The sequence below is a fragment of the Corynebacterium sphenisci DSM 44792 genome (genome assembly GCF_001941505.1).
In the GTDB taxonomy this organism is placed as follows: domain Bacteria; phylum Actinomycetota; class Actinomycetes; order Mycobacteriales; family Mycobacteriaceae; genus Corynebacterium; species Corynebacterium sphenisci.
The window spans coordinates 825,910-851,523 of the sequence record NZ_CP009248.1 but is presented as its reverse complement, the minus strand read 5'-3'; the positions used below and the strand labels follow the sequence as shown (position 1 = coordinate 851,523).

Below are 25,614 nucleotides of genomic sequence, written 5' to 3'. Positions count from 1 at the left end.
CCGCCGGCAGCGGGCCGGGGCGGTAGCGGCAGGCGGGCCTCACCGGCTGCCCCGGCCGGGCCCCGCCGCGCGGGCGTCCGCGGCCCCCGGGGCGTTGCACTCCCGGCAGTGCGCGGCCTCGCGCACCGCGGCGACCCGATCCGAATGGGCCTCGACGATATGCGCCATCGCCTCCGGCACCGAGTCGGTGACGAAGATCAGGTCCATGTCCTCCGGGGAGATGGTGCCCTCGGCGACCAGCCGGTCGCGCATCCAGTCCACCAGCCCGCCCCAGAACTCCGAGCCGAGCAGCACGATCGGGAAGCGGGTGATCTTGCCGGTCTGCACCATGCACAGCGCCTCGAAGAGCTCGTCGAGGGTGCCCAGGCCGCCGGGCAGGCAGACGAAGGCCTGCGAGTACTTCAGGAACATGGTCTTGCGCACGAAGAAGTACCGGAAGTTCATGCCCAGGTCGCACCAGTCGTTGAGGTGCTGCTCATGGGGCAGCTCGATGCCCAGGCCGATGGACAGCCCCTCGGCGTCCCAGGCGCCCCGGTTCGGCGCCTCCATCAGGCCGGGCCCGCCGCCGGTCATGCAGGCGTAGCCGGCCCGGGCGATCGCCGCGCCCATCTCCGCGCCCAGCCGGTACCAGGGGTGGCCCTCGGCGATCCGGGCGGAGCCGAACACGGTCACCGCCTTGGGGATCTCCGCCAGCGCGCCGAAGCCGTCGACGAACTCGCTCTGGATGCGCAGCACCCGCCAGGTGTCGGTGTGCAGCCAGTCCGCGTCCGGCTGGGTGTCCAGCAGGCGCTGGTCGGTGGTGGACCGGCCGTGGTCCACGGCGCCGTCGTCGCGGACCATCAGCGGTCCGCGCAGGCGCCGCCTGCGCTCGGGGGTGGGGGTGCGGTCCGGGGCCATGATCGATGCTCCTTCGCTCGGGCCGTGGGGGTGTTCTCGTCGTCGGCGTCGGCCGGGTCAGCCGGTGAGGTAGCGGCGCAGCACCGCGGACACCTCACGGATCATCTCCTCCGGGCAGTGCTCGCCCGGGGTGTGGCACAGCGCGGGGTCCCCGGGGCCGAGGTTCACCGCGGGCATGCCGAGGGCGGCGAAGCGGGCCACGTCGGTCCAGCCGAACTTCGGCCGGGCCACCCCGCCGCAGGCGGCGACCAGCTCCGCGGCCGCCGGATGCGCCAGCCCCGGCGCCGCCGGCGGGCTGATGTCGTCGTACTCCAGGCCCAGCAGCGGATCGGCGCCGAGATCGAGCACCTCCTCCAGATGCGCCCGCGCGCCCGCGACGTCGCGGTCCGGGGCGAAGCGGAAGTTGACGAACATCCACGCCTCGTCCGGCACCGTGTTGTTCGCCACCCCCGCCGAGATCCGGGTCACCTGCAGGCCCTCCCGGTACTCCAGGCCGTCGACCACCGCGGTGCGCGGGGCGTAGGCCGCCACCCGGGCGATCACCGGGGACAGCCGGTGCACCGCGTTGTCGCCCAGCCAGGACCGGGCGGAATGCGCCCGGGCGCCGCCGGCGGTGACCCGCACCCGCAGGCTGCCCTGGCAGCCGGCCTCGATCACCGCCCCGGAGGGCTCCCCGAGCAGCGCGACGTCCCCGGCGAGCAGCCCGGGCTCCGCGGCGGCGACCTTGGCCAGCCCGTTGTACCGGGCGGCGACCTCCTCGGCCTCGTAGAGCACCAGGGTGAGGTCCCGGGTCAACGCCGGGTCGGCGGCCAGGGTGGCGAAGGCGTGCAGGTACACCGCGTCCCCGGCCTTCATGTCCACCGCGCCGAGGCCGTGCACCGCCGGCGCCCCGTCCGCCCCGGGCGCCCGGCGCGAGGGCAGGTTGCCGGCCGCCGGCACCGTGTCCAGGTGCCCGGCGAGCACCACCCGCATGGGCAGGCCGCGCTCGGTGCGGGCGATGAGGGTGTGCCCGATCCGGCGCACCCGCACGGTCACCCCGGCGGCGGCCGCGTCCGCGGCGACGTGGCGCAGCGCCGCCTCCACCGCATCGGCGATCGGGCCCTCGTGATGGGATTCGCTGGGGATGTCCACCAGGGCGGCGGTGAGCGCCACCGGGTCCCGCGTCGGGTCGAGGGCCGGGGTCGCGGTCTGCTCGTTGGTCACCCCCTGAGGGTAACCGGGCCGGCCCCGCCGCGCCGAGTGCGCGCCCGGCGCGGCCCGGCTCAGCCGGCGGCGAGCGCCGCCCGGATCCGGTCGTGCAGATCCGCGGCCCGGCCGTGCAGCGCATCGGAGTCGGCCGGCGCCCCGGCGAGCAGATGCGCCGCCAGCGGCTGCGCGGCGGCGGCGGTGACCGGCACCGGGGCCGCCGCGCGGGCGGCCGGGCCGGCGAGCTCCGCCGGCCGCGGGGCGGCGGCGCCGCCCTCGTCGAGCAGGAACAGGGCGACCCGGGCGCCGCGGGGCAGCCGGTCCAGCCAGTCCAGGCGCAGCGGCGGCCGCCCCGTCGGGGCCTGCCCGGCGGGGCCCTCCGCCGCGGCGGGCGGCGGCGCCGGCGGCTCCGGGCGCAGCAGCACCGCCACCCGGGAGCCGTGCACCGCCACCGCGGCCCGGCCCCGCGCACCGGGCGCCTCGGCCAGGACCTCGGCCCCGGGCAGCGGCCGGCAGACCGCGGCGAGCAGCGCCGCCGCCGGATCCGCGGCCGCCGCGGCGGCGGGGTCGGCGGCCGGCTCCCGCCGGTGGCCGGGGTCCAGATCGGCGGCCGCCGCGCCCAGCTCATCGCGGGTCCAGTCCGGCAGCGCGGCCAGCCGGGCCTCCCGGGCGGCGTCGCGGCGCCGCCACCGGTGGCGCACCGCGCCCCCGGCGATCATCCCGGCGCCCAGGCCGGCGAGCACCGCCGCGGCTAGCGGCAGCACGCTCGCCAGGGCGATCCCCGCGGCCACCGCGGCCACCCCGGCCAGCGCCCAGCCCGCCCCCGCGGCGAGCACCGTGACCAGGCCCAGACCGGCGGCGAAGCAGACCAGCGGCACCGCCGCGGCGAGGGTGGGCCAGCCGGCGCGCCACCACGCCGCGTCCAGGCCCGCCACCGCCGCGGCGAACGCGGCCGGGACCGCCAGCCGGGCGGTCGCCCGGGCGGCCAGACGGGCCCCGGCATGGGCGGCCCGGGGCGGCGCGGCGGGATCGCGGACCATGTTGGTTCTCCTTACATCCGGGCCGGTGCGCGCCCCCGATATTATGGATCCATGCTCACCCACGGTGCCTCGGCCATCGGAATCGCCAACATCGCCATGGACGGCACGGTGCTGGACACCTGGTACCCGGCGCCGCGCCTGGACGACTCGGTCACCGACTCCGGCACCGTGCGCCTCGGCGCCCAGGACGTCACCCCGCAGCTGCTGCGCCAGGTGCTCCTCGACGAGGACCGGCGGGTGGAGCAGGTCGCGGTGCGCACCCGGATCGCCGACCTCTCCGCGCCCCCGGTGGACGCGCACGACGCCTACCTGCGGCTGCACCTGCTCTCGCACCGGGTGGTGGCCCCCTTCGAACTGGCCATGGACGAGGTGTTCGACATGCTCAACACCGTCGCCTGGACCAACAAGGGCCCCTGCCTGCCCACCGGCTTCGAGAACGTGCGCACCAACCTGCGCACCCGCGGGCTGATCCACGTCTACGCCATCGACCGGATGCCCCGGATGGTGGACTACGTGCTGCCCGATCACGTGCGGATCGCGGAGGCGGAGCGGGTGCGCCTGGGCGCCTACCTGGCCCCGGGCACCTCGGTGCTGCGGGAGGGCTTCGTCTCCCTGAACTCCGGCTCCCTGGGCCCCTGCAAGATCGAGGGCCGGCTGTCGTCCTCGGTGACCCTCGGCGCGGGCACCAAAATCGGCCTCGCCGGGATCGTCACCGCCCGCCATGACGAGCGCGGCCGGCGGATCCCGCTGCGCATCGGCGAGCGCTGCCATATCGCGATCTGCGCCGGCACCATCGGGGTGGACCTCGGCGACGACTGCGTGGTGGAGCAGAACATCATCATCGACCCCACCACCCCGGTGGACATCGTCGAGGAGGGCCGCCGGGTCAGCGCCTGGGAGCTCGCCGGGCGGGACCGGATGCGCTTCTACCGGGATCCGGATCATCCCGCGGTGTGCATGCGCCCCGCCGAGGGCGCGGCGCCGCGGATCGACGCCGAGCCGATCGACTGACCCCGCCCGGCCCGGACCCGGCCGGGGAGGCGCAGGTGGCGCCCGCTAACCTGGGTCACCATGAGCGATCGAGCCAACCCCGCGCCCGCGGATGCCGCGGACGCCGCGGCGGACACCGCCGACCTCGGCCACGGGCTGAAGGTGCGGCACCTGACCATGATGGGCCTGGGCTCGGCGATCGGCGCCGGGCTGTTCCTGGGCACCGGGGTGGGCATCCAGGCCGCCGGGCCCGGGGTGCTGCTGTCCTACGTCTTCGCCGGGACGATCGTGGTGCTGGCGATGCGGATGCTCGGCGAGATGGCCTCCGCCCGGCCCGCCTCCGGGGCCTTCTCCACCTACGCGGAGATGGCCTTCGGCCCCTGGGCCGGGTTCGTGCTCGGCTGGCTGTACTGGTTCATGCTGGTGATGGTGCTCGGCGCGGAGATCACCGGCGCCGGGGCGATCATGGGCTCCTGGTTCGGGGTGCCCGGCTGGGTGCCCGGCCTGGTCTGCGTGGTGTTCTTCGCGATCGTGAACATGGCCCGGGTGCGCGGCTTCGGCGAGTTCGAGTTCTGGTTCGCCTTCATCAAGGTCGCCGTGATCATCGCCTTCCTCGTCATCGGGGTGGCCCTCATCCTGGGCCTGCTGCCGGGCACCGAGTTCGTCGGCACCCGGCACATCGCCGAATCCGGGTTCCTGCCCAACGGGGTCTCCGGGGTCTCCGCGGGGCTGCTCGCGGTGGCCTTCGCCTTCGGCGGGATCGAGATCATCACCATCGCCGCGGCCGAATCGGAGGACCCGCGGCGGTCCATCGCCGCGGCGGTGCGCTCGGTGATCTTCCGGATCCTGGTGTTCTACCTGGGCTGCGTGCTGGTCATCATCATGCTGCTGCCCTACGAGGAGATCCGCGGCGCGGATTCGGCGGCGGAGTCGCCCTTCACCCGGGTGCTGGAGCAGGCGCACCTGCCCGGGGTGGTCGGCTTCATGGAGGCGATCATCGTGCTGGCGCTGCTGTCGGCCTTCAACGCCCAGATCTTCGCCACCTCCCGGCTGGTGTACTCCATGTCCCGGCGCGGCCAGGCGCCGACCCTCTTCGCCCGGGTGAACCGGGAGGCGGTGCCCTACCGGGCGGTGGTGATGTCCATGATCTTCGCCTTCGCCTCGGTGGGCGTGCAGGTGGTGTTCTCCGGCTCCGCGGTGCTGGTGTTCCTGCTCAACGCGGTCGGCGGCTGCCTGCTCATCATCTGGCTGTTCATCGCGCTGTCCCAGATCAAGCTGCGCCCGGAGCTGGAGCGCGCCGGGGAGCTCAGCGTGCGGATGTGGGGCTACCCCTGGCTGAGCTGGGTGGCGGTGGGCCTCATCCTGGCGCTGACCGCGCTGATGGTCGCCGACGAGGTGGCCCGGGATCAGGTGTACGCGGTCGTGGTGGTCTTCGCGGTGCTGCTGCTCACCGCCTTCCTCACCCGCTCCTGGCGGCACGCCGGGCGCCGGGCCGCGGGCCTGGACCCGATGGACGGGCTGCGCGGCTAGGCGCCCCCTCCCCCACCGCCGGCGGGGCCGCGTGTTTCCGCCGTGTTACCGGCTATGCGGGCCGGCGCCGGTTTTGTAGTCTTTCCGCCATGACTTCCGGAGCACGCGCACTCGGCCTGGCCACCATCACCGACGACGGCGTCGTCCTCGACGCCTGGTTCCCCGAACCGGCGCTGGCCGAGGTCGCCGCCGACGACGCCGGGGTGGCCCGGCTGGACGCCGCGGATCTGCCCGCCGAGCTCGCCGGCCTCGCTGGCGCGGACCCCGCCCGCGGGGTCACCCGGGTCGGGGTGCATGTCGCGATCGCCGACCTGGCCGCCGCCCCGGACTGCGCCGAGGACGCCTACCTGCGCCTGCACCTGCTCTCGCACCGGCTGGTGCGACCGCACGGGCTGAACCTGGACGGGGTGTTCGGGCTGCTCGCCAACGTGGTGTGGACCAACCACGGCCCCTGCGCGGTGGAGGGCTTCGCCGGCACCCGGGCCCGGCTGGCCGCCCGCGGCCCGGTGACCGTGCTCAGCGTGGACAAGTTCCCCCGGATGGTGGACTACGTGGTGCCCGCCGGGGTGCGCATCGGCGACGCGGACCGGGTGCGCCTGGGCGCGCACCTGGCCCCCGGCACCACCGTGATGCACGAGGGCTTCGTCAACTTCAACGCCGGCACCCTGGGCTCCTCGATGGTGGAGGGCCGGATCTCCGCCGGGGTGGTCGTCGGCGACGGCTCCGACGTCGGCGGCGGCGCCTCCATCATGGGCACCCTCTCCGGCGGCGGCACCGAGGTGATCGCCATCGGGGAGCGCTGCCTGCTCGGCGCCAACGCCGGGGTGGGCATCTCCCTGGGCGACGACTGCGTGGTCGAGGCCGGGCTCTACGTCACCGCCGGCACCAAGTGCACCGTCTTCGCCGGCGGCACCTCCCGGCAGGTCAAGGCCGCGGAGCTGTCCGGGGCCTCGAACATGCTGATCCGGCGCAACTCCATCACCGGCTCCGTGGAGGTGGTGCCCTGGCACGCCGGCCGGGTGGAGCTGAACGCGGAGCTGCACCGGAACTGACCCCGCCGGGGCGCCCGGGACCGGCTCAGCGCAGCCGGGCGAGCAGGAAGGCCGCGGCCGCCGCCCGGGCCGAGCCCGCCCCGTCGAGATCCTCCTCGTAGCGGGTGTGCGCGGCCTGGCCGGTGGCCAGGAACGCCGCCACCCGGGCCGCCGACCCGGCCGCCGCGGGCAGCGCGGACGGGTCCGCGGCCGCCGCCCGCGCCGCCGCCCGGCCGGCCCCGCCCAACGCCGGGAGGCTCTCCCCGGCCCGCGCCGGGTTCAGCGAGGCCGCGGTGAGCTCCCCGGCCACCGCGCGCAGCGCCGGGGTGGATTCGCACCAGAGATCGCCGGCGTTGCAGGCGTCGAGCACCCGGCCGGCCAGCGGCCCCCACCCGGCCGGGGCGGGGCCGAGCACCCCGACCCCGCCCGGTTCGGCGGTGCCCGCCGCCTGCGCCCCGGCCATGCCGCGGCGCGGGTTGCCGAACACCGCCACCGCCGCGATCCGGTCCGCGGGCACCGCCGCGGCGCCGCGGCCGAGATCCGCGGCGAAGCCGGCGAGGATGTCCGCGCCCTGGGAGTAGCCGGCCAGCGCCAGCCGGGTGCCCGGGCAGGCCGCGGCGAGCTCGCCGAGCAGCCGGTGCAGCGCCGCCAGGCCCCGGGCCCGGGATTCGGCGTAGCCCATGGTGGCCACCGCATCGGAGGGGTAGGGCAGCCACACCGCGCGCACCGCGCGCTCGCCCAGGGCGGCGCGCAGATCCGCGGCCAGGCCTGGGGTGATCCGGCCATGGGCGACGTCCGGGTCCCGGACCTCGTTGGTCTCCCCGGTGCCGGGCACCGCGACCAGGGTCACCGGGGCGCAGCCGGGGTCGGCTCCCCCGCCGCGGCCGGCGATCCGCTCCGAATCCGACCAGAGCACCGGGGGCAGCAGCGGCGGATCCACCTGCGCCGGCTGCGCCGGGGCCTCCCCCGCCGCGCCGCCGGGCAGCGCGGCGGCGGGGGCGGGCGCGCCGGCGGCGAGCAGCGCCGCTGCGGCGCAGGCGAGCAGGCGGGGGCGGAGTCGGACCGGGCGCATGGGGATGAGGGTAGGTCACCAGTGCCGGATCGGCTCATGCCACCGCCGCGGCAGACCGTCGAGGGGGTCGACGTAGCGCAGTTCGGTGGCGCCCAGGCGCAGCCGGCGGGTGATATCTGCCAGGTCCAGGCCCCGGTCCACCGGGTAGGTGTCGTCGCCGAGGATCGGCAGGCCCAGGGCGGCCATGGTGGCGCGCAGCTGGTGGGTGCGCCCGGTCACCGGCTCCAGCCGCCACCGGGAGCAGGGCTGCGCCGCGGCGCCGCCGAGATCGCGCAGATCGGCGGGGGCGACCCCCAGATGGGTGATCCGGGTGCGCGCCCGCCGCCAGGCGGCGCCGACCGCGGCATCCGGGGCGCGCTCGGCGATGACGCAGCGCACCCCGCGCTCCCCGCGCACGTTGGCGATCCAGGACACCGTCTCCCGGGTCCGCCCCACCGGCCATGCGGCGGCGTCGGCCGGCGCGGTGAGCGCCCGGTAGGCCTTGGCCACCCGGTGCTCCTGGAACAGCCGCTGGTAGGCCCCGCGGGTGGCGGCGCACCGGGTGACCAGCAGCAGCCCGCAGGTGAGCCGGTCCAGGCGGTGGATGCAGGTCAGCTCCGGCTCGCCGCGGGCGGCGCGCAACCGGGCGAGCACGGTGTTGTCCACCAGCCGGCCGTTGGGGGTGGTCGGCAGGAAGGGCGGCTTGTCCACGATGAGCAGCTCGGGCTCCTCGACGAGCACCACGGGATCGAGGGGGATGGTCGGTTCCACGGCCCCGATCCTGCCCGGCCGCCGGCGGCGGGCCGCCGGCGGGGCGGTCCCGGGTAGTCTGGCGGGCATGAACGAGGACCAGGGCCCGGCCGTCGCCGGGGACGCCACCACCGCCAGCGCCAGCTACAGCGTCCGGGCCGTCGCCGGCCTGGTCATCATCGCCGTGTTCGGGGGCCTGCCCGCCGTGATCGACGGCCCGCCGCCGTGGGCCGCGGTGCTCGGGGTGCTCGGCGTGGTCGTCGGCGGGGTGATGCTCATCATCGCCCTCAACGGGGCGCTGAAGGAGCGCCAGCGCGCCCCCCGGCCGGATCCGGCGCCGCCGGCCGACCCGGCGTAGCCCGGGCCCCGGCCGGCCGCCGCGCGGGCCGGCTCAGCCGGCGATGCGCAGGCCCGCGGCCTCGATGCCGGCGTCGGTGGCGGTCAGCGCGATGCGCACATGCCGCCCGCCGCGGGGGCCGTAGAAGTCCCCGGGGGCGACCAGCACCCCCCGGTCGGCGAACCAGTCCACGCTCGCCCGGGCGTCCTCGCCGCGGGTGGCCCACAGGTACAGCCCGCCCTCGGAGTCGTCCACGGTGAACCCGGCGTCGACCACCGCGGCGCGCAGCAGCTCCCGGCGGGCGGCGTAGCGGCGCCGCTGGGCGCGCTCCTGTTCATCGTCGCCCAGGGCGGCGACCATCGCCGCCTGCACCGGGCCGGGCACCATCAGCCCGGCATGCCGGCGCACCGCGGTGAGCTCGGCGATGAGCGCCGGGTCCCCGGCCAGCCAGCCCGCCCGGTAGGAGGCCATGTTCGAGGTCTTCGACAGCGAGTGGATGGCCAGCAGGTTCGTCGGGTCCCCGTCGCAGACCCGCGGGTCCAGGATGGAGGGCGCCTCCGCCTCCCAGGCCAGGCCCAGGTAGCACTCGTCGGAGGCGAGGATCACGCCGCGCTCCCGGGCCCAGGCGACCATCTTGCGCAGATGCTCCACGCCGAGCACCTTCCCGGAGGGGTTCGCCGGGGAGTTCAGGTACAGCAGGGTCGGGGTGATCGGGCCCAGCTGGGTCAGCGAATCCGCGCGCAGCACCTGCGCCCCCGCCAGCAGCGCGCCCACCTCGTAGGTGGGGTAGGCCAGCCCCGGGATGGCCACGCTGTGCCCGGCGCCGACCCCGAGCAGGGTGGGCAGCCAGGCGATCGCCTCCTTGGTGCCCACCACCGGCAGCACCTGGGTGCCCGGGTCCAGGGCCATGGTGCGGTGCCGCCGGGACATCGCCGCCGCGATCGCCTCGCGCAGCGCCGCGGTGCCGGTGGTCTGCGGGTACCCCGGCGCCGCGGCGGCCGCGGCCAGCGCCTCCCGGATGGCCGGGGCGACCTCGTCGACCGGGGTGCCCACGGAGAGGTCCACCAGCCCCTCCGGGTGCGCCTCGGCGCGCCGGCGGGCGTCGGCCAGGGAATCCCAGGGGAAGTCGGGCAGCAGGCTGCCGGCGGGGACGCGGGGACGGGGCATGACGGGCTACTCCTCTGCTTGCGGCGGCAGGTTGGCGATCAGGGGCACGTCGAAGTCCTGGGGGCCGAGCCGGGCGGCGCCGCCGGGCGAGCCCAGATCATCGAAGAAGTCGGCGTTGGCGTCGATGTAGTCGATCCACTCGTCGGGCACGTCATCCTCGTAGAAGATCGCCTCCACCGGGCACACCGGCTCGCAGGCGCCGCAGTCGACGCACTCGTCCGGGTGGATGTACAGGCTGCGCTTGCCCTCGTAGATGCAGTCGACCGGGCATTCCTCGACGCACGCGCGATCCATGACGTCGACGCAGGGCTGGGCGATGACGTAGGTCATTTGCGGGTCACCTTCTCATGGGCTCTGGGTTCGGCAGGCGCCCCGGCGGACCGGGGCGGTGAACCGGGCGGGGCGGGTGCGGGCTGGGCGTGGGATTCCGTACCGACCGGTTCAGTACCCCGGCCATTGTTGCACTAACCGTGTCGCAGCGGCCACCCGCCCCCTGCGACGCCCGCCACGAGCAGGGCGATCGTGCGCAGCCACGGGCCGAGCACGACATCGGCGCCGAAGGGCGCCGCGGACCACAGCAGCAGCACCAGGAAACCGGCGATCCACGCCGCCAGGGGCACCGCGGCCACCGCCCGGCGCCCGGTCCACAGCAGGGCGGTGCGCGAGGCCACGAGGTTGACCAGGTAGGCCACCGGGATGGTCCACGGCACCGGCAGGCTCACCCCCGCCACGTCCACCCGGGCGGCGAGGTAGACCACCTCCAGCACCAGCCCGGCGAGGGTGGCCGCGGCCAGCCAGCCCATCGCCGCGGCGATCTCCCCGCGGCCGGCGCCGCGGCGCACCTGGGCGCGCTCCGGGTCGCCCCAGTGCGGCTCGAGCTCCGCGGCCCCGGCGCTCATCGCGCCCCCAGCACGGCGTCGAGCAGCGCCGGGTCGGCCGAGCCGGCCCGGTAGTGCTCCACCGGCAGCAGCGGCTGGCAGAGCAGGTTGGACAGCGCCCACACCCCGTCGGCGGCCCCGGAGGAGTCCACCGCCCCGCGGGCGGGCGCCGGGTTGACGTCGCTGACCCGGCCGTCGCCCAACCACACCTGGGTGGCGTGCGCGGCCATCGCGGCGCGTTTCGCGGCGAGGTCCTCCTCCGCCAGGTGCACCGCGATCCCGCCCTCGGCGGTGGCGATGTCGTCCACCCCGGCGGCCAGCCAGCCGGCGGGCACCTCGGTGATCGCGGCGAAGCCGGCGGCGGCGGCCGCCCGGTCGGTGACCGCCCAGGCGGTGCCCCACAGGTCGGCGTCGGCGCCGCCGGCGGCCTCCGCGCGCAGCCGGTCGGCGGCGGCGACGGTGATCTCGTGGGCCCGGATGTGGTCGGGGTGGCCGTAGCCGCCGTCGGCGTCGTAGGTGAGCACCAGGTGGGGGCGCAGCCGGCCCAGTTCCGCGGCCAGCGCGGCGACCGCCTCCTCCCCGGAGGAGACGAAGGCCCGGGGGTGTTCGGCGGTGGGGGTGCCGGCCATCCCGGAGTCGCGCCAGCGCCCGATCCCGCCGAGGAAGCGGGGCACGTGCGCCGCGCCGTTGACCCCGAGGGCGGCCAGGGCGTCGGCGAGCTCCCGGATCCGGAAGGGCCCGAGCATGTCCAGCTCCTCGGCGACCAGCGCCGCGTAGGGTTCGCCGATCACCTCCCCGCATTCGCCCATGGTGCAGGTGAGCACGGTGACCTCGGCGCCCAGCCGGGCCAGCCGGGCCAGGGTGCCCCCGGTCCACAGGGTCTCGTCATCGGGGTGGGCGTGCACCGCGGTGACGCGGTAGCCGTCGAGGCTCATCCTCGCTCCTCCTGCTCCTCGGTCTCGCGCCGGCCGGGATCCTCCGCCCGGTCCGGCCCCCGTCGATCCTGCCCCGCCGGCGCCGCGTCCGGATCACCGGGGTCGGCCCCCGGGTCCGGGTCCGCGGCGCGGCCGGCGGGCACCCGCCGCCAGTCCGGCAGGGTCAGCAGCGCCCCGATGTCCGCGGCCGCCGGCCAGCCGGCCGGGGCGCCGCGGCCGCGGGCGGCGACGTCCTCGCCGATCACGGTCAGGGTGCCGTCGGCGACGATGGGCAGCGCCACCGCGGCGGCGTCGATCGCCGCGCGCAGCTCCGCGGGCACCGCCACCTCCGCGGCATGCTCGGCGAGCAGCCGCTCCACCAGCGGATCGCACAGCCCGGAGAGGTTGCCCCCGCGCGCCGGCGGCCGGCCCACCGGCTCCCCGGGATCCTCCGGGGCCCAGTCCGGCGCCGCCTCCCCCGCGGACGGGTCCGCCCCGGTCCCCGCCGCCCCGTCCGCCCCGGGCGCGGGCTCCCCCTCGGCCCCGGCGCGGCCGGGCCCGCGCAGGCCGATGGCGGGGTCCCCGGCGCGGCCGGCGATCCGGGTCCGGGCCGGGCAGCCGAAGCGGTCCGCGGCGGCGAGCACCGTGTCCGCGTCATCGGCCCAGCCCACCACCAGGTCCACCATGCCGTGCGGCAGCGCGGTGCGGGCCAGCTCATCGGGCTCCGCCCGGGAGACGGTGGTCTCCACCCCCGCGGCGGTGAGCTCGGCGGCGATCACCCGGGCCGCGGCGGTGGCGACCTCGCCGTCCATCGCCCCGATCACCAGCGGCCCCGGCGGCAGCGGCGCCCGGTCCGCCTCGGCGATGCTCGCCGGCGGGGCCGGGATCACCAGATCCGAGCGCCGCCCGGTGGCCACCGCGGCGATATCGCCCTGGGAGACCGCGGCGAGCACCGCCCGCCGGGTGTCCCGGTCGGCCAGCCACGGGGAGGCCAGGTTGGCCTGCAGGGTGAGGGTGCGCGGCCGGGGGGTGGGCAGCAGGGTGGCCCCCGGCACCATGGAGTAGGCCAGGGCGGTGGTCTCCTCGGGGCGGACCTGCACCGCCTGCAGCCGGCCGGTGCGCAGCTGCTCGGCGCCGGGCACCGGGCCCCGTTCGGCGCGCAGCACCACGGTCTCGGTCAGCGGCGGCCGGCGGCCCCAGAACCGGTCGTTGCGCACCAGGCGCACCTCGTTGCGGCCGATGTCGATGTTCTCCACGGCGAAGGCCGCCCCCGAGGCGACCACCCCGTCGCGCATGATGGTGGCGAAGGAGCCGCCCCCGGCGCGCAGCAGGTGGCTGGGCAGCAGATGCCGGAACAGCTCCCGCCACTGCGGCAGCGGGCCCTCGACGGCGACGTCGACGACCCGGCCCGCCCCGGTGACCGTGATCGAGGTGATCCGCTCGTAGCCGGCGCCGCCGCGCACCCCGGGGGTGCGCACCATGCCCTCGCGCAGGTAGGTGAAGTCCGCCCCCGAGATCGGGGTGCCGTCGGACCACTGCGCCCCCGGGGCGATCCGGTAGCGCAGGGTCTTCTCCCCGGGGGCGGCCGCGGCGGCGTCGAAGTCGCGCGCCGGGGTGCCCTCGGGGCCGAGCACCGCCGCCGAGGAGAGCAGGTCCCCGTTGCGCACCAGCCGGGCCGGGTCATCGGCGTCCGGGATGAAGGCGCTGGGCAGCACCATGTCCGCGACCAGGTCGGTGACCGGGTCGGCGGTGGCCGCCAGGTGCGGGTTGAATCCCTCTCCGAACACGCCCACCCCGATTTCGATGACCGCCTCGTCGCGGCCGGCGGGCGCCGGCTCCGGCGGGGCGCCGCCGCCGGGGTCGGCGACCACCGGGGGATCGCCGGGGTTGGCCATGCAGGACGCGGCGAGGGCGGCGGCGGCCAGCGCCGCCGCCGCACGGGCGCGGCGGGGCGCGACGGGGCCGTGGGACATGCGCCCCAGCCTAGTGGGCGGGGGCGCCCCGCGGCGTCAGCTGCTGCGGTTGCGGGCCTTCTCCCGGGAGCGGGCGCGGCCGCGCTCGGTGGAGTCCAGGATCACCTTGCGCACCCGGATCGCGTCCGGGGTGACCTCCACGCACTCGTCGCCGCCGCAGAACTCCATGGCCTCCTCCAGGGTGAGGCTGCGCGCCTTCTCCAGGGTGACCGTGGCGTCGGCCGTGGCCGAGCGCATGTTGGTGAGCTTCTTCTCCTTGGTGATGTTGATGTCCATGTCCTCGTCGCGGGGGTTCTGGCCCACGACCATGCCCTCGTAGGCCTGGTCGCCGGGTTCGACGAAGAAGCTGCCCCGGTCGGAGAGCTGCATCAGCGCGTAGGCGGTGATCTGCCCGGAGCGGTCGGCGACCAGGGAGCCGGTGGCTCGGCTCTTGATCTCCCCGGCCCAGGGCTCGTAGCCGGCGGAGTAGTGGTTGGCGATGCCGGTGCCCTTGGTCTCGGTCATGAAGGTGGTGCGGAAGCCGATCAGTCCGCGGGAGGGCACCGTGTACTCCATGCGCACCCAGCCGGAGCCGTGGTTGCCCATCTGGCCGAGCCGGCCCTTGCGGGCGGCCATCAGCTGGGTGACCGCGCCGAGGTGCTCCTCGGGCACGTCGATGACCAGGTGCTCGGTGGGCTCGTGGAGCACCCCGTCGATGGTGCGGGTGACCACCTGGGGTTTGCCGACGGTGAGCTCGAAGCCCTCCCGGCGCATGGTCTCCACCAGCACCGCCAGCGCCATCTCGCCGCGGCCCTGCACCTCCCAGGCGTCGGGGCGCTCGGTGGGCAGCACCCGCAGGCTGACGTTGCCGACCAGCTCCTGGTCCAGGCGGGCCTTGACCACCCGGGCGGTGAGCTTGTCGCCGCCGCCGCGGCCGGCCAGCGGGGAGGTGTTCACGCCCACGGTCATCGAGATCGCCGGCTCGTCGACGGTGATCCGGGGCATCGGGTCCGGGTGCTCCGGATCGCAGAGGGTGTCGCCGATCATGATCTCGTCGATGCCGCTGACCGCGGCGATGTCCCCGGCGACGGCCTCCTCGGCGGCGACCCGGGTCATGCCCACGGTGCGCAGCAGCTCCGCGATCTTGGCGGTCTTGACATGCTGCGCGCCATCCGGGTCGTAGTGGATCCAGGCGACCTGCTGGCCCTTGCGGATCCGCCCGGAGTGGATCCGGATGAGCCCGATCCGGCCGAGGAAGGAGGAGGAGTCCAGGTTGGTGACCTGGGCGCGCAGCGGGCCGTCGACATCGGCGGAGGGCTCCGGGAGCACCTCCCGGATCACGTCGAAGAGGGGCTGCAGATCCGGCGAATCGGGCAGGTTGCCGTCGCCGGGGTTGACCGTGGCGGCCCGGCCGGCGCGGCCGGAGGCGTAGATCACCGGCAGCGAGAGGTTGTCCTCGGCGACCTGGGCGGCGGCCGGGTCCTCGACGATGGCGGCCAGCTCCAGGAGCAGATCCTGGGCCTCCTCCACCACCGCGTCGATCCGGGCGTCGGGCCGGTCGGTCTTGTTCACGCAGATGATCACCGGCATGGAGGCGGCCAGGGCCTTGCCGAGCACGAAGCGGGTCTGCGGCAGCGGGCCCTCGGAGGCGTCGACCAGCAGCACCACCCCGTCCACCATGGACAGGGCGCGCTCCACCTCGCCGCCGAAGTCGGCGTGGCCGGGGGTGTCGATGACGTTGATCACCAGGTCCCCGCCGTCGGCGGCCTCCCCCTTCCGCCGGATGGCGGTGTTCTTGGCGAGGATGGTGATGCCCTTCTCCCGCTCCAGATCCCCGGAGTCCATCACCCGGTCGGTGATCTCCCCGTGGTCGCCGAAGACGCCCGACTGCTCGAGCATCGCGTTGACGAGGGTGGTCTTGCCGTGGTCGACGTGGGCGACGATGGCGACATTGCGGAATTCGGGGTTGCTCACTGGCGGGGGTTTCCTCGGTGGATCGGGGGTGCGGGGCGCGCGTGGCGCGGCCGCCGCGGCGGGTGCGCCGGCTGCGGCGGAACGTTCTACACGCTACTCCGCGGCCGGGTCGCCTGCGAGTTCGCCGCCGGGGCGCCCCCGCGGCGGCGCCCGGGGCGGCCCCCGCACCGAGGGGGGTTCTTTCCGGTTTTCTTCCCCAAACGGGTTGCGGCCGTTATGATGGACGCACCTGCGTGGCCCGTCGGCCGCGTGTGACCCGTGGTCCCCCGTGGACCGGAACCCAGACGCCGATACAACAAGGGGAATACTCCGTGGCCATCACCCGACGCACCATCCTCCGCCGCACCGCCGCCGCCCTCGGCGCCGCGGCCCTGCTCACCGGGGCCGCCCCCGTCGCCGGGGCCGCGCCCTCCGTGCCGGAGATGCCGGCGGCCCCCTTCGACCAGTTCGGCCGGCCCACCCCCGAATTCGAGGCCCGGGCCCGCGCGATCATCGAGAGCGAGGCCATGCCCGAGGAGATCGGCGAGCTGCTCGGCAAGGGCCTGGACTTCCTGGCCGGCACCGGCGAGCCCGGCATCGACATCCCGGAGAACGGCCCCGCGATCTCCCAGTTCTACCTGCCCACCGCGGCGGAGAAGTGCATCAACGGCGAGGGCCGCTCCATCGGCCTGGCCACCGCGGTGCCCGGCCCGGCGGCGCTGCCGCTGCCCGGCATCGGCGCCGAGCAGACCGGGTTCATCTTCACCGGCCTGGGCACCGGCGGCGTCGCCGAGGAGCAGAACACCGAGATGAAGGTGCACTGGCTCAACGTCGCCAACGCCAAGTACGGCTCCACCCCGCTGACCTACACCGGGATCAACGCCGATGGCCCGGGCACCGTCAACGGCACCGCGGACACCGGCAAGGGCCTGGTGCTCGCCGTGCTCGAGGGCGGCTTCACCGCCGACGAGGAGGTCGGCCCGGTGGACTGCAACTACACCCCGACCGTCGCGGTGATCAAGGTCGGCTGAGCGCCCGCCGCACCGCACGCGCCCGCCCCGGCCGGTTCCCCGGCCGCGGCGGGCGCCCGCGCGTCCGGGGGGGGCTCCCCCCGGCCCCCGACTGGGCCCGGTGATACCCCCTCGGGTATGCTGGGCGCGTTTTGGAAAACCCCGTCCCCCGAAGGAGCCCCACGCCATGTGCTACCCCGTCGAATGCCCGAAGTGCCACAAGACCACCTGGGGCGGCTGCGGCAGCCACGTCGACCAGGTGATGGCCGGGGTGCCGAAGTCGCGGCAGTGCACCTGCCCGCGGGAGACCACCCCGCGCAAGGGCTTCCTCGCCGGCCTCTTCGGCTGAGCCGCGCCCGGCAGGCGACGCCGCCCGGTAGCGTGAACGCCATGTCCGACGCCACCGCCGCCAAACCCCCGAAACGGGAGCTCTTCGACGTCGCCGCGGGGGTCAACATCGACCCCAAGGGCTACCGCCGCCCGGTGGACCGCTACCGGGAGACCCCGGCCGGGCTGTACCTGGCCCGCGGCTCCGACCACCGGGACTTCCACTACCTGGAGTCCTGGCTGCTGCCCGGCCCGGGTCTGCGGGTCTCCCGCTTCCACCGCCGCCCGGGCAGCTCCTACGACTTCGACCTCTACCTCGACGTCGCCGAAATAACCCCGCCCGCCGAACCGGGCGGGCCCTGGCGCAGCCGGGATCTCTACCTCGACGTGGTCGTCGCCGGCGGCCGGGTGCGCCTGGAGGACGCCGGGGAGCTCACCGCCGCCGTCGCCGCCGGGATCCTCGGGCCCGCGGAGGCCGCCGCCGCCATCGACCGCGGCTGGCGGGCCGTGGCCGGGATCGCCGCGCATGGCGGCGACGCCCTGGCCTGGTTGGCCGGGGCGGGCCTGGCGCTCGACTTCGCCGACCCGGGCCGGATCCGCCCGGTCGCGGAGGGCGCCTGGGCCGATGCCGAGCCGGTGCCCGGCTGGGCGGGGCCGGAGGGGCCCCGATGAGCCCGATCCTCGACGCGGTGCGCCGCCGGCTGTGCGGCTACTTCGAGGAATCCGATCCGGCCTCGGCGACGCTGACCTTCCTCGGCGCCGGCGCCCTGACCATCCTTCGCTTCGGCCCGGACACCGCCGGGGTGGTCACCTACGCCACCGTGGGCTGCTCCGCGGAGCCGATGTCCGATCCGGCGGACTTCGCCCCGGATCCGGTGGCCGGGCCCCGGGCGGAGCTGCTGCTGCCGGTGCACGGGGGCCTGGACGCGGTGACCCGGCCGCTGGCGATGCTGGCGGCCGCCCCCACCGTGGAGGGCCTGGTGCTGCGGCCGGGGGCGCTGCTGGACTTCACCGCCCCGCTGTGGCCGGAGGCCCGGTTCACCGGGTTCGTGCTGCTCGACGCGGAGGTGCCGGAGGTCGATCCGGCGCATCTGCCCGGCGCCCCGGCCGGGGCGGAGCCGGTGCGCTTCCTGCAGGCGGTGCCGGCCACCGCCAATGAGCTGGCCCTGGCCCGGGCGAAGGGGGCGGCGGCGCTGGTGGAGGCCTGGCGGGCCCAGGGCGCCGATCCGGGGGATCCGCACCGGGCCCCGGCGGTGTAGCGGCCCGGCCCGGGGGCGGCTAGCTGAGCTGCAGGAAGAGCTTCTCGATGTCCTCGGCGGTGATGTCGTCCCGGCTGCCGTCGATGCAGCCGCGCATCGCCGAGGAGATCACCTTGAACCCGGCCCGGTCGATGGCCTTGGACACCGCCGCGAGCTGCGTGATCACGTCCCGGCAGTCCCGGTCGTCCTCCAGCATCGCGATGATCCCGGCGAGCTGGCCGTTGGCGCGCTTGAGCCGGTTGATGATCGCCCGGCGCTGCTCGGCGGCCAGCTCGGCCTGGGCCAGGGCCGCCTCGGCGACCTCCGCGGCCGTGGCCCGCGGAATCGGATCCTCGGCCGGCGCGGGGCGGGTGGCCCCGGTCTCGGCGATGCCGGCGCCGGGGGCCGGGTGGGCCTGCGGTCGCGCCGTCCGGGTCGCGTCCGTCATGGACGTCCTCCCCTTCCTCGGGGCGCCCGGATCGGGCGCCGGTCTCTCATCGATACCCCCTACCGTAACCCATGGCCGGCGCCGGCACACAGATCGGTCTACCGGGTGCGGCCCGGCCGGGCCCCGCCGGGCCCGGCCCCGGCGCCGCCGGGGCCAGCGCCGATGGACGCCCGGGCACCCCGCCGCCGGCATGCCGCGGGCTCGGCGCGCGGGCGGGCCTGCCCCGATCCGTCCGCGCGACGGCCCCCGGCGCCCGGGCGCGCCCCTACCCTGGGGGCATGGCCGATACGACGATCCCCGCCCCCATCGCCGAGCTCGCCCGCGCCGCCCGCCGGGTGGTGTTCTTCACCGGCGCCGGCATGTCCGCCGAATCGGGGCTGGACACCTTCCGCGACGCCGGCACCGGGCTGTGGAGCCACGTCGACCCGGAGGCGATGGCCAGCTTCGACGCCTGGCGCGCCGATCCCGCCCCGATCTGGCCCTGGTACCTGGAGCGGCTGCGCCGGGCCCGGGCCGCCAAGCCCAACGCCGGGCACCGCGCCGTGGCCGAGTGGTCCCGCCGGCTGGCCGCCACCGGCGGCTCCGGGTCCGTGGTCACCCAGAACATCGACGATCTGCATGAGCGGGCCGGGTCCGCCGGGGTGGCGCACCTGCACGGCAGGCTCGACGAGTTCCGCTGCGATCACTGCGCCGCCCCCGCACCGGAACCCGTCCCGCCGGAGCAGCCCACCGCGCATCTCATGCCGCCGTTCTGCGCCGCCTGCGGGACGGGCTTCGTGCGCCCGGCGGTGACCTGGTTCGGGGAGGCGCTGCCGGCGGCGGCGTGGGCCGCCGCGGAACGGGCCATCGGGGAGGCCGACCTGGTCGTGGTGGTGGGCACCTCCGGGGTGGTCTTCCCCGCCGCGGGGCTGCCGCTGCAGGCGATGCGCGCCGGGGTCCCGGTGGTGGAGCTCTCCCCCGCGGACACCGATCTCACCCCGGCGCTCACCGCCTCCTGGCGGACCACCGCGGCCACCGGGCTGCCGGCGCTCGCCCGGCGGGCCATCGCCGCCCTCGACGCCGCCGGGGGCGCCCCGGCGGCGGACTAGAGCAGCAGCGCCCCGCCCAGGGCCACCGCGATCACCACCGCGGTCACCGCCAGGCCGTGCAGGAAGGGCGCCCAGCCGGCGGCGGCCAGGGTGTCCCGACGCACCCCGGTGCCCAGGGCCACCATGGCGACCAGGAAGGCCCAGGTGCGCAGCCCCTCCAGGCCGCCGAGCAGCCCGGCCGGCAGGTCCAGCGCGCTGCGCGCGGCCACCGCGGCGATGAAGCCGAGCACGAAGGCCGGCACCAGCGCCGGGCGCGCCCCGGCCGGGGCCGCCCCGGCCGCGGCGTCCGCGGCGGCGGCGCGGCGCTCGGCGAGGCCGAGCAGGGCCAGCACCGGGGCGAGCAGCAGCACCCGGGCCAGTTTCACGATCACCGCGGCGGTGAGCACCGCGGGCCCGGCGATCCCGCCGGCGGCGACGACCTGGGCGACCTCGTGGGTGGCCCCGCCGATGAACACCCCGGCACCGTGCTCGTCCAGACCCGCCAGATGCGCCGTCACCGGGCCGAGGGCGATCATCGCGGTGCCGAAGAGCACCACCACCGCCACCGCGGTGGCGGTCTCGTGGGCGCGGCGCCGGCGCAGCACCCCGTCCACCCCGGCGACCGCCGCCGCCCCGCAGATGGAGCAGCCCGCCGCGGTGAGCAGCGCCTGCTCCCGGGTCAGCCCGATCAGCCGGCCCGCGGCGATCCCGGCCAGCAGCCCGGCGGCGACCACGGCGAGGATCACCGCGAGCACCCCGGGGCCGAGGGCGACGACGTCGCCGACCGCGATGGAGAAGCCGAGCAGCACCACCCCGGCGCGCAGCACGGTACGCGAGGCGAAGGCCACCCCGGCCGCGGCCCGCGCCGGGATCGGGCGCAGGTTCGCGACGACCACCCCGACCACGATGGCCAGCAGCATCGGCGAGGCCGCGGGCACCACCGCGGCCAGCGCCCGGGAGGCCGCCCAGGCGAGCACCGCCCCGGCCAGGCAGAGGCCCAGCCCGGGGGCGATGGCGGCCGCCCGGGCGGCCGCGCCGGCGCCCCCGGCGGTCGCGGGGGGCTGGGCGGGGGCGGGGGATGCGGTGCGCTCGGTCATGGGGACAGCGAAGCAGCCGCGGCCATTCCCCACAATGGCCGCCGGGCCAGGTCCGCCATATCATGAGCGCATGGCCGACTCCCCCGCCGCCGGGCCCGCGCCCCGGATGCCCTCCCTCGACGCCCTGGATCTGCTCACCGCGGTCGCCGACTCCGGCAGCGTCTCCGCCGCGGCCCGGGCCACCGGCATGGCCCAGCCCAACGCCTCCCGGATGCTCGGCCGCCTGGAGCGCACCCTGGGCGCGACCCTGCTGCGCCGGGGCCACGGCGGGGCCACCCTCACCCCCGCCGGCGCCGAGGTCGTCGCCCGGGCCCGGGTGGTGCTCGACGCCGCCGACGAGCTGCTCGACGCGGTGGCCCGGCCCCGCCCGGAGCCGGTGCGGGTGGCCGCCTCGATGACCGTGGCCGAGCACCATCTGCCGCACTGGATCGCCCGGCTGCGCCACCGGCTGCCGGACGCCGCCGCCGGAATCGACGTGGTCAACTCCGCCGAGGTGCTCCGCCTGGTCGCCGAGGGCGCCGCGGAGGTGGGCTTCATCGAGTCGCCGGGGCCGGCCTCGGCGGCGCTGCGCTCCCGGGTGGTGGCCACCGACCGGCTCACCGTGGTCGTCGCCCCGGACCACCCCTGGGCCGGGCGGGGCCGGCCGCTGCGTCCGGCGGAGCTGGCGGCGACCCCGCTGGTGGTGCGCGAGGCCGGCTCCGGCACCCGGGAGGCCCTGGACCTGGCCCTGGCCACCGCCTGCCCGGCGGTGGCCCGGGCGGAGCCGGCCGCCCGCGCCGGCTCCGCCACCGCGGTGCTCATGTCCGCCGTCGCCGGGGTCGCCCCGGCGGTGGTGCCGGTGGTCGCCGCCGCCCCGCTGCTCGCCGCCGGGCTGCTCGCCGAGGTCGCCGTGGACGCCCTGGAGCTGCGCCGCCCGGTGACCGCGGTCTGGTCCGGCCCGCACCGGCCGCCGGGCACGGCCGGGATGCTGCTGGCCATCGCCGCCGCCGAGCGCTGAGCCGGGCCGTCTCCCGATGGTGATGCGGCGTTGCCGGGCACCGGGATCGGGGCCATCATGACCCCGGCGACCCGCCATCGGATCACCCGGATCGGCGGGGCCATCCCCCCCGCCTCACCGGCCGGGCCGCCCCATCCCGGGGGCGGTCCCGGGCACGGCCGGCCGGTGGAGAAGGGCATCGACGTGCTCTGCGCGCTGGAGGTGATCCGGCAATGCCGGCGGGACGGCGTCGACCTGGTGATCCTCGCCTCCCGGGACACCGACCTGATCCCGGTCCTCGACGAGGCCTTCGACAGGCACCAGGAAGACCCCGACCACTGCGCCAAAATCGAGACGGTCACCTGGTATGACCGGGGATCCCGACGCTGGTACCACGGGCACCTCCGGCCCTCCGGAAACCGGCGGATCTGGAACACCAACCTGGACCGCCGCGTTTACGAGGCCAGCCTGGATCGCCGGCCCCACTGAACGGCGGGGGGACGGGCCCGGCGCCGCTCCCGCGCGGGCGGAGGCGCCCGGCCGCCCCGGGGCCCGGCCCCACCGCCACCGCCCCGGCGGCCCATCCCGGCACCCGGCGTGGCGGATTCCGCGTCACCGGCCCCGGGAACGGCGGGGCCCCCGCAGCGACGGCGATCGCGGCGGGGGCCCGGGTACGGCCGATGCGGGTCTAGCGCTTGCGGCCCTCGGCGAGCAGCTGGCGGCCGGCGACGAGGCGGCACACCTGGTTGGTGCCCTCGTAGATCTGGGTGATCTTCGCGTCGCGCATCATCCGCTCCACCGGGAAGTCGGAGGTGTAGCCGTAGCCGCCGAGCAGCTGCACCGCGTCGGTGGTGACCTCCATGGCGACATCCGAGGCGAAGGTCTTCGCCGCGGCGGCCATCAGGCCCAGCTTGCCGCCGCCGTCGGCGTGGCCGCGCTCGGCGTTCGCCGCCGCGGTGTACACCATCAGCCGGGCGGCCTCGATCTTGGTGCGCATGTCGGCCAGCATGAACTGGGTGTTCTGGAAGGCGGCGACCGGCTTGCCGAACTGCTCGCGCTCCTGCACGTAGCCCACGGCGTAGTCGTAGGCGCCCTGCGCCAGGCCCAGGGCCTGCGCGCCGATGGTCGGGCGGGTGTGGTCCAGGGTCTCCAGGGCGGTCTTGAACCCGGTGCCCTCCTCGCCGATCATCCGGTCCCCGGGCACCCGGCAGTCCTCGAAGTACAGCTCCGCGGTGGGCGAGCCCTTGATGCCCATCTTGTGCTCCAGACCGCCGACCCGGAAGCCCTCGTCGTCCTTGTGCACCATGAACGCGGAGATGCCGTTGGCGCCCTTCTCCGGGTCGGTGACCGCCATCACGGTGTACCAGGTGGAGCGGCCGCCGTTGGTGATGAAGCACTTGGAGCCGTTGAGCACCCAGTCCTCGCCGTCGCGCACCGCGCGGGTCTTCATCGCCGCGGCATCGGAGCCGGCGCCGCGCTCGGTGAGCGCGTAGGAGGCCATCTCGCCGTTGACCAGGTCGCCGAGCACCTTCGCCTTGAGCTCATCGGAGCCCTTGAGGATGAGGCCCATGGTGCCCAGCTTGTTCACCGCGGGGATCAGCGAGGAGGAGCCGCACACCCGGGCGACCTCCTCGATGACGATGCAGGCGGCGACCGAGTCGGCGCCCTGGCCGCCGAACTCCTCCGGCACGTGGACCGCGTTGAAGCCGGCGGCGTTGAGCGCGGCGAGCGCCTCCTCGGGGAAGCGGGCGTTGCGGTCGACGTCCTCGGCGTGCGGGGCGATCTCCTTCTCGCAGAGATCGCGCAGGACGGAGCGCAGCTCCTGGTGCTCCTCGGGGAGCTGGAAAAGGTCGAAGCCGGGGGTCAGTGCCATGGGGGATCCTCCCTGGATCACGCATCGGGAAATGGCCCGGGCGAACACCCGCGCCGCAATCGTCGTTCCCCCCGACTATAGCCGCGCGGGGCGCCGAAAGTGCCCTGGATCACTCAATCGGGGCCCCCGGGACCGGCGCCACTGCCCCGCCGCCCCCGGCGGATGCCCGCGGGCGCAGCCACCACGCCCAGCCGGCGGCGACCGCCGCCGGCGCCCAGGGCCGCCCCGCGCCCAGGGCGGCGAATTCGCGCAGCAGGGAGGTCGCCCAGTACCGCGCCGGGGTCGGCGCCCCGGCCACCGCCCAGGGCAGGCCCCGCCGGCGCAGCCCGGCGCGCACCCGGGGCACGTGGAAGTCGCTGGTGACCACCACCACCGGGGCCCGGCGCAGCAGCGGCGCGGCGAGGTCCAGGTTCTCCGCGGTGCTGGTCGCCGCGTCCTCCACGGTGACCGGGCCGATGCCGCGGGCGGCCAGCCAGCGGGCCATCACGGTGGCCTCGGGCAGCGGTTCATCCGGGCCGCGGCCCCCGGTGACCACCACCTGCGGGGACCCGGGGGCGCCGGCGAGGATCCGCGCGGCCAGCTCCAGGCGCAGCCGCAGCAGTTCCGAGGGCGCCCCGCCGCGCAGCGCGCAGCCGAGCACCACCACCGCCCCCGGCGCCGGCGGGCGGCGCCGGGCCCGGGTGCGCCGATGCGCCTCCAGCACCGGGGCCAGGGTGCCCGGGGTCGCCGTGGCGGCCAGCGCCACCCGGGCCAGGGCGCGGGCGGGCGCGCCGGCCCGGCCGGCGGCGAGGGTGCGCCACCCGGCGAGGGTCGCGCCGCCGGCGGCCGCGCCGAGGGCGGGCAGCCCCCAGGCCGGGGGCCGCCGCCGCGGCAGCCGGGGCGGGCGCAGCACCGGGTCCCGGTGCACCAGCACCCCGCCGGCGATGAGCAGCGCGGCGAAGCCGAGCCCGGGCACGGCGGCGACGCTGGCGCGGAGGGGGATCATGGCGCCCACGCTAGTCGGCGCGGCCGCCGACGGCGGTTCAGCGCAGCGCCACCCAGGTGCCGGCGTCGGCCCAGCGGAGCAGCTCCACCACGGTCGCGGTGGGCACCGCCACGCAGCCGCCGGTGGCCGCGCCGTTGGTGGAGTGGATGAAGAAGGCCGAGCCGGCCCCGGGCACCCGGGCCCGGTTCACGCCCATCACCAGGGCGTGGTCGTAGACCGCGTAGTCGATGAGGTGCTCCGAGCGGGACTCGTCGAAGGGGCAGGTGCCCGGACGGCAGCGCTGGTGGGTGTTGTAGGCCGGGCTGGCCGGGTCGGAGACCCACCAGTCGTTCCCGTCGAGCCGCCGGTAGGGCAGTTTCGCCCCCGGGTCCGGGGCGCGGCCGAAGGCGGACTCCAGGGGGTAGGCGCCGGCCGGGGTGCGCGGCACGCCCTCCCGGTAGTCGGCGCCGATGCCGGCCGACCCGACCTTGGCGGCGACCGGGTCGCCGACCGGGGCCCAGCCGCCGGGCACCCGGCGGTAGCGCAGCAGCCGGGCGTCGGAGCCGCCGGTGGACTCCACGGCGATGACCCGGGTGGCCGTCGCCGGCACCCGGGCGCCGAACCAGGGGTGCTGCACCGCGGCGGCGCCCGGCGCCCCGGGGAGGGCGGGCGCCCCGGGCAGGGCGGGCAGCGCGCCAAGCGCCTCGGCGGCGGCGTCGACCAGCGCCCCGGAGTCGGCGGCGGCGAGCGCGCCGGCGATCCGGGCCGGGTCCGGCGCGGCCGGTGCGGCGGCGGCGCCGGGGGCGGCGGCCAGGGCGATCAGGCCCGCCCCGGCGAGGGCGGCGGTGGGTCGGCGGGGGATCCTGCGGTGGGGCATCGTCGGCGGTCCTCGGGGAATCGGCGGTGTCGCTGTCCCGCCGATGCTACCGCCCGGGCGCG

27 protein-coding genes are annotated in these 25,614 nt (G+C 76.7%); 11 read left to right on the top strand and 16 right to left on the bottom strand.

Features of this window, described 5'->3' with window-relative positions; genetic code table 11:
* Positions 1–39: 39 nt before the first annotated feature.
* The 3 genes from CSPHI_RS03880 to CSPHI_RS03870 are packed head-to-tail and all read right to left on the bottom strand — an operon-like array spanning position 40 to position 3,122.
* Positions 40–897, bottom strand: coding sequence for an LOG family protein (locus CSPHI_RS03880; RefSeq protein ID WP_075691585.1), 858 nt, complete (start codon positions 895–897; stop codon positions 40–42).
* Positions 898–954: 57 nt separating this feature from the next.
* A complete protein-coding gene (gene dapE / locus CSPHI_RS03875; RefSeq protein ID WP_075691584.1) occupies positions 955–2,100 on the bottom strand; it encodes a succinyl-diaminopimelate desuccinylase in 1,146 nt (381 codons plus the stop codon).
* Between the two features lie 59 nt (positions 2,101–2,159).
* Positions 2,160–3,122, bottom strand: coding sequence for a hypothetical protein (locus CSPHI_RS03870; protein ID WP_075691583.1), 963 nt, complete (start codon positions 3,120–3,122; stop codon positions 2,160–2,162).
* 51 nt (positions 3,123–3,173) lie between these two features.
* On the opposite strand from CSPHI_RS03870, the gene CSPHI_RS03865 reads away from it, so the two are divergent.
* The 3 genes from CSPHI_RS03865 to dapD all read left to right on the top strand — a co-directional run bounded on the left by CSPHI_RS03865 (position 3,174) and on the right by dapD (position 6,694).
* Positions 3,174–4,133: a 2,3,4,5-tetrahydropyridine-2,6-dicarboxylate N-succinyltransferase gene (locus CSPHI_RS03865; RefSeq protein ID WP_075691582.1), complete on the top strand. Its 960-nt coding sequence runs from the start codon at positions 3,174–3,176 to the stop codon at positions 4,131–4,133.
* Between the two features lie 60 nt (positions 4,134–4,193).
* A complete protein-coding gene (locus tag CSPHI_RS03860) occupies positions 4,194–5,642 on the top strand; it encodes an amino acid permease (RefSeq protein WP_075691581.1) in 1,449 nt (482 codons plus the stop codon).
* Between the two features lie 89 nt (positions 5,643–5,731).
* Positions 5,732–6,694: a 2,3,4,5-tetrahydropyridine-2,6-dicarboxylate N-succinyltransferase gene (dapD, locus tag CSPHI_RS03855; protein WP_075691580.1), complete on the top strand. Its 963-nt coding sequence runs from the start codon at positions 5,732–5,734 to the stop codon at positions 6,692–6,694.
* Positions 6,695–6,719: 25 nt separating this feature from the next.
* On the opposite strand, the gene CSPHI_RS03850 is transcribed toward dapD, so the two are convergent.
* Together CSPHI_RS03850 and CSPHI_RS03845 are read right to left on the bottom strand one after the other, a co-directional pair.
* Positions 6,720–7,745 carry a cutinase family protein gene (locus CSPHI_RS03850; RefSeq protein ID WP_075691579.1) on the bottom strand — a complete coding sequence of 342 codons (1,026 nt, stop codon included), beginning with the start codon at positions 7,743–7,745 and terminating at the stop codon, positions 6,720–6,722.
* A 15-nt stretch (positions 7,746–7,760) separates the two neighbouring features.
* Positions 7,761–8,495 (bottom strand): pseudouridine synthase, encoded by a 735-nt coding sequence (locus CSPHI_RS03845; RefSeq protein WP_075691578.1) that lies wholly within the window; start codon positions 8,493–8,495, stop codon positions 7,761–7,763.
* Between the two features lie 67 nt (positions 8,496–8,562).
* On the opposite strand from CSPHI_RS03845, the gene CSPHI_RS03840 reads away from it, so the two are divergent.
* Entirely contained in the window at positions 8,563–8,832 is a 270-nt protein-coding gene (locus CSPHI_RS03840; protein WP_075691577.1) for a hypothetical protein, read from the top strand.
* A 33-nt stretch (positions 8,833–8,865) separates the two neighbouring features.
* Here the strand turns inward: CSPHI_RS03840 and dapC are convergent, their stop codons facing one another.
* The 6 genes from dapC to typA form a co-directional block, all read right to left on the bottom strand.
* Positions 8,866–9,978, bottom strand: coding sequence for a succinyldiaminopimelate transaminase (gene dapC / locus CSPHI_RS03835; RefSeq protein WP_075691576.1), 1,113 nt, complete (start codon positions 9,976–9,978; stop codon positions 8,866–8,868).
* A 6-nt stretch (positions 9,979–9,984) separates the two neighbouring features.
* Complete coding sequence (gene fdxA, locus CSPHI_RS03830; protein WP_075691575.1) at positions 9,985–10,308, bottom strand: ferredoxin; 324 nt, start codon at positions 10,306–10,308, stop codon at positions 9,985–9,987.
* Positions 10,309–10,442: 134 nt separating this feature from the next.
* Positions 10,443–10,877, bottom strand: coding sequence for a hypothetical protein (locus CSPHI_RS03825; protein WP_075691574.1), 435 nt, complete (start codon positions 10,875–10,877; stop codon positions 10,443–10,445).
* Positions 10,874–11,791, bottom strand: a complete 918-nt coding sequence (gene mshB / locus CSPHI_RS03820; protein WP_075691573.1) for an N-acetyl-1-D-myo-inositol-2-amino-2-deoxy-alpha-D-glucopyranoside deacetylase — start codon at positions 11,789–11,791, stop codon at positions 10,874–10,876. Before mshB ends, CSPHI_RS03825 begins: the two co-directional genes overlap by 4 nt.
* Positions 11,788–13,743 carry an ABC transporter substrate-binding protein gene (locus CSPHI_RS03815; protein WP_075691572.1) on the bottom strand — a complete coding sequence of 652 codons (1,956 nt, stop codon included), beginning with the start codon at positions 13,741–13,743 and terminating at the stop codon, positions 11,788–11,790. Before CSPHI_RS03815 ends, mshB begins: the two co-directional genes overlap by 4 nt.
* A gap of 36 nt (positions 13,744–13,779) precedes the next feature.
* The gene (gene typA / locus CSPHI_RS03810; protein WP_075691571.1) at positions 13,780–15,696 is read right to left on the bottom strand and encodes a translational GTPase TypA; all 1,917 of its coding nucleotides are present in this window, start codon (positions 15,694–15,696) and stop codon (positions 13,780–13,782) included.
* Positions 15,697–16,007: 311 nt separating this feature from the next.
* Between typA and CSPHI_RS03805 the strand changes: the two genes are divergently transcribed.
* The 4 genes from CSPHI_RS03805 to CSPHI_RS03795 all read left to right on the top strand — a co-directional run bounded on the left by CSPHI_RS03805 (position 16,008) and on the right by CSPHI_RS03795 (position 18,271).
* Positions 16,008–16,706 (top strand): Rv1157c family protein, encoded by a 699-nt coding sequence (locus tag CSPHI_RS03805; RefSeq protein ID WP_084210226.1) that lies wholly within the window; start codon positions 16,008–16,010, stop codon positions 16,704–16,706.
* Positions 16,707–16,872: 166 nt separating this feature from the next.
* Entirely contained in the window at positions 16,873–17,034 is a 162-nt protein-coding gene (locus CSPHI_RS12145) for a hypothetical protein (RefSeq protein WP_169840395.1), read from the top strand.
* Positions 17,035–17,075: 41 nt separating this feature from the next.
* On the top strand, positions 17,076–17,684 hold the full coding sequence (locus CSPHI_RS03800) for a ribonuclease FAU-1 family protein (protein WP_075691570.1): 609 nt from the start codon (positions 17,076–17,078) through the stop codon (positions 17,682–17,684).
* Positions 17,681–18,271, top strand: coding sequence for a suppressor of fused domain protein (locus tag CSPHI_RS03795; RefSeq protein ID WP_075691569.1), 591 nt, complete (start codon positions 17,681–17,683; stop codon positions 18,269–18,271). The genes CSPHI_RS03800 and CSPHI_RS03795 overlap by 4 nt, the downstream gene beginning before the upstream one ends.
* A gap of 19 nt (positions 18,272–18,290) precedes the next feature.
* On the opposite strand, the gene CSPHI_RS12365 is transcribed toward CSPHI_RS03795, so the two are convergent.
* Positions 18,291–18,542, bottom strand: coding sequence for a metal-sensitive transcriptional regulator (locus tag CSPHI_RS12365; protein WP_075693706.1), 252 nt, complete (start codon positions 18,540–18,542; stop codon positions 18,291–18,293).
* Between the two features lie 434 nt (positions 18,543–18,976).
* On the opposite strand from CSPHI_RS12365, the gene CSPHI_RS03785 reads away from it, so the two are divergent.
* Positions 18,977–19,786, top strand: a complete 810-nt coding sequence (locus tag CSPHI_RS03785; RefSeq protein ID WP_075691568.1) for an NAD-dependent protein deacylase — start codon at positions 18,977–18,979, stop codon at positions 19,784–19,786.
* Here CSPHI_RS03785 and CSPHI_RS03780 read toward each other — a convergent pair.
* Positions 19,783–20,862 (bottom strand): YeiH family protein, encoded by a 1,080-nt coding sequence (locus CSPHI_RS03780; RefSeq protein ID WP_075691567.1) that lies wholly within the window; start codon positions 20,860–20,862, stop codon positions 19,783–19,785. The genes CSPHI_RS03785 and CSPHI_RS03780 overlap by 4 nt on opposite strands.
* 70 nt (positions 20,863–20,932) lie before the next feature.
* Between CSPHI_RS03780 and CSPHI_RS03775 the strand changes: the two genes are divergently transcribed.
* Both CSPHI_RS03775 and CSPHI_RS11995 read left to right on the top strand, forming a co-directional pair.
* Entirely contained in the window at positions 20,933–21,859 is a 927-nt protein-coding gene (locus tag CSPHI_RS03775) for a LysR family transcriptional regulator (protein ID WP_075691566.1), read from the top strand.
* A gap of 57 nt (positions 21,860–21,916) precedes the next feature.
* Positions 21,917–22,327 carry a PIN domain-containing protein gene (locus CSPHI_RS11995; protein ID WP_157118472.1) on the top strand — a complete coding sequence of 137 codons (411 nt, stop codon included), beginning with the start codon at positions 21,917–21,919 and terminating at the stop codon, positions 22,325–22,327.
* 199 nt (positions 22,328–22,526) lie between these two features.
* On the opposite strand, the gene CSPHI_RS03765 is transcribed toward CSPHI_RS11995, so the two are convergent.
* The 3 genes from CSPHI_RS03765 to CSPHI_RS03755 form a co-directional block, all read right to left on the bottom strand.
* Positions 22,527–23,711, bottom strand: a complete 1,185-nt coding sequence (locus CSPHI_RS03765; protein WP_075691564.1) for an acyl-CoA dehydrogenase family protein — start codon at positions 23,709–23,711, stop codon at positions 22,527–22,529.
* Positions 23,712–23,820: 109 nt separating this feature from the next.
* The gene (locus CSPHI_RS12630) at positions 23,821–24,696 is read right to left on the bottom strand and encodes a YdcF family protein (protein WP_075691563.1); all 876 of its coding nucleotides are present in this window, start codon (positions 24,694–24,696) and stop codon (positions 23,821–23,823) included.
* Between the two features lie 37 nt (positions 24,697–24,733).
* Positions 24,734–25,552, bottom strand: a complete 819-nt coding sequence (locus CSPHI_RS03755) for a L,D-transpeptidase family protein (protein WP_245803346.1) — start codon at positions 25,550–25,552, stop codon at positions 24,734–24,736.
* Positions 25,553–25,614: the final 62 nt, after the last annotated feature.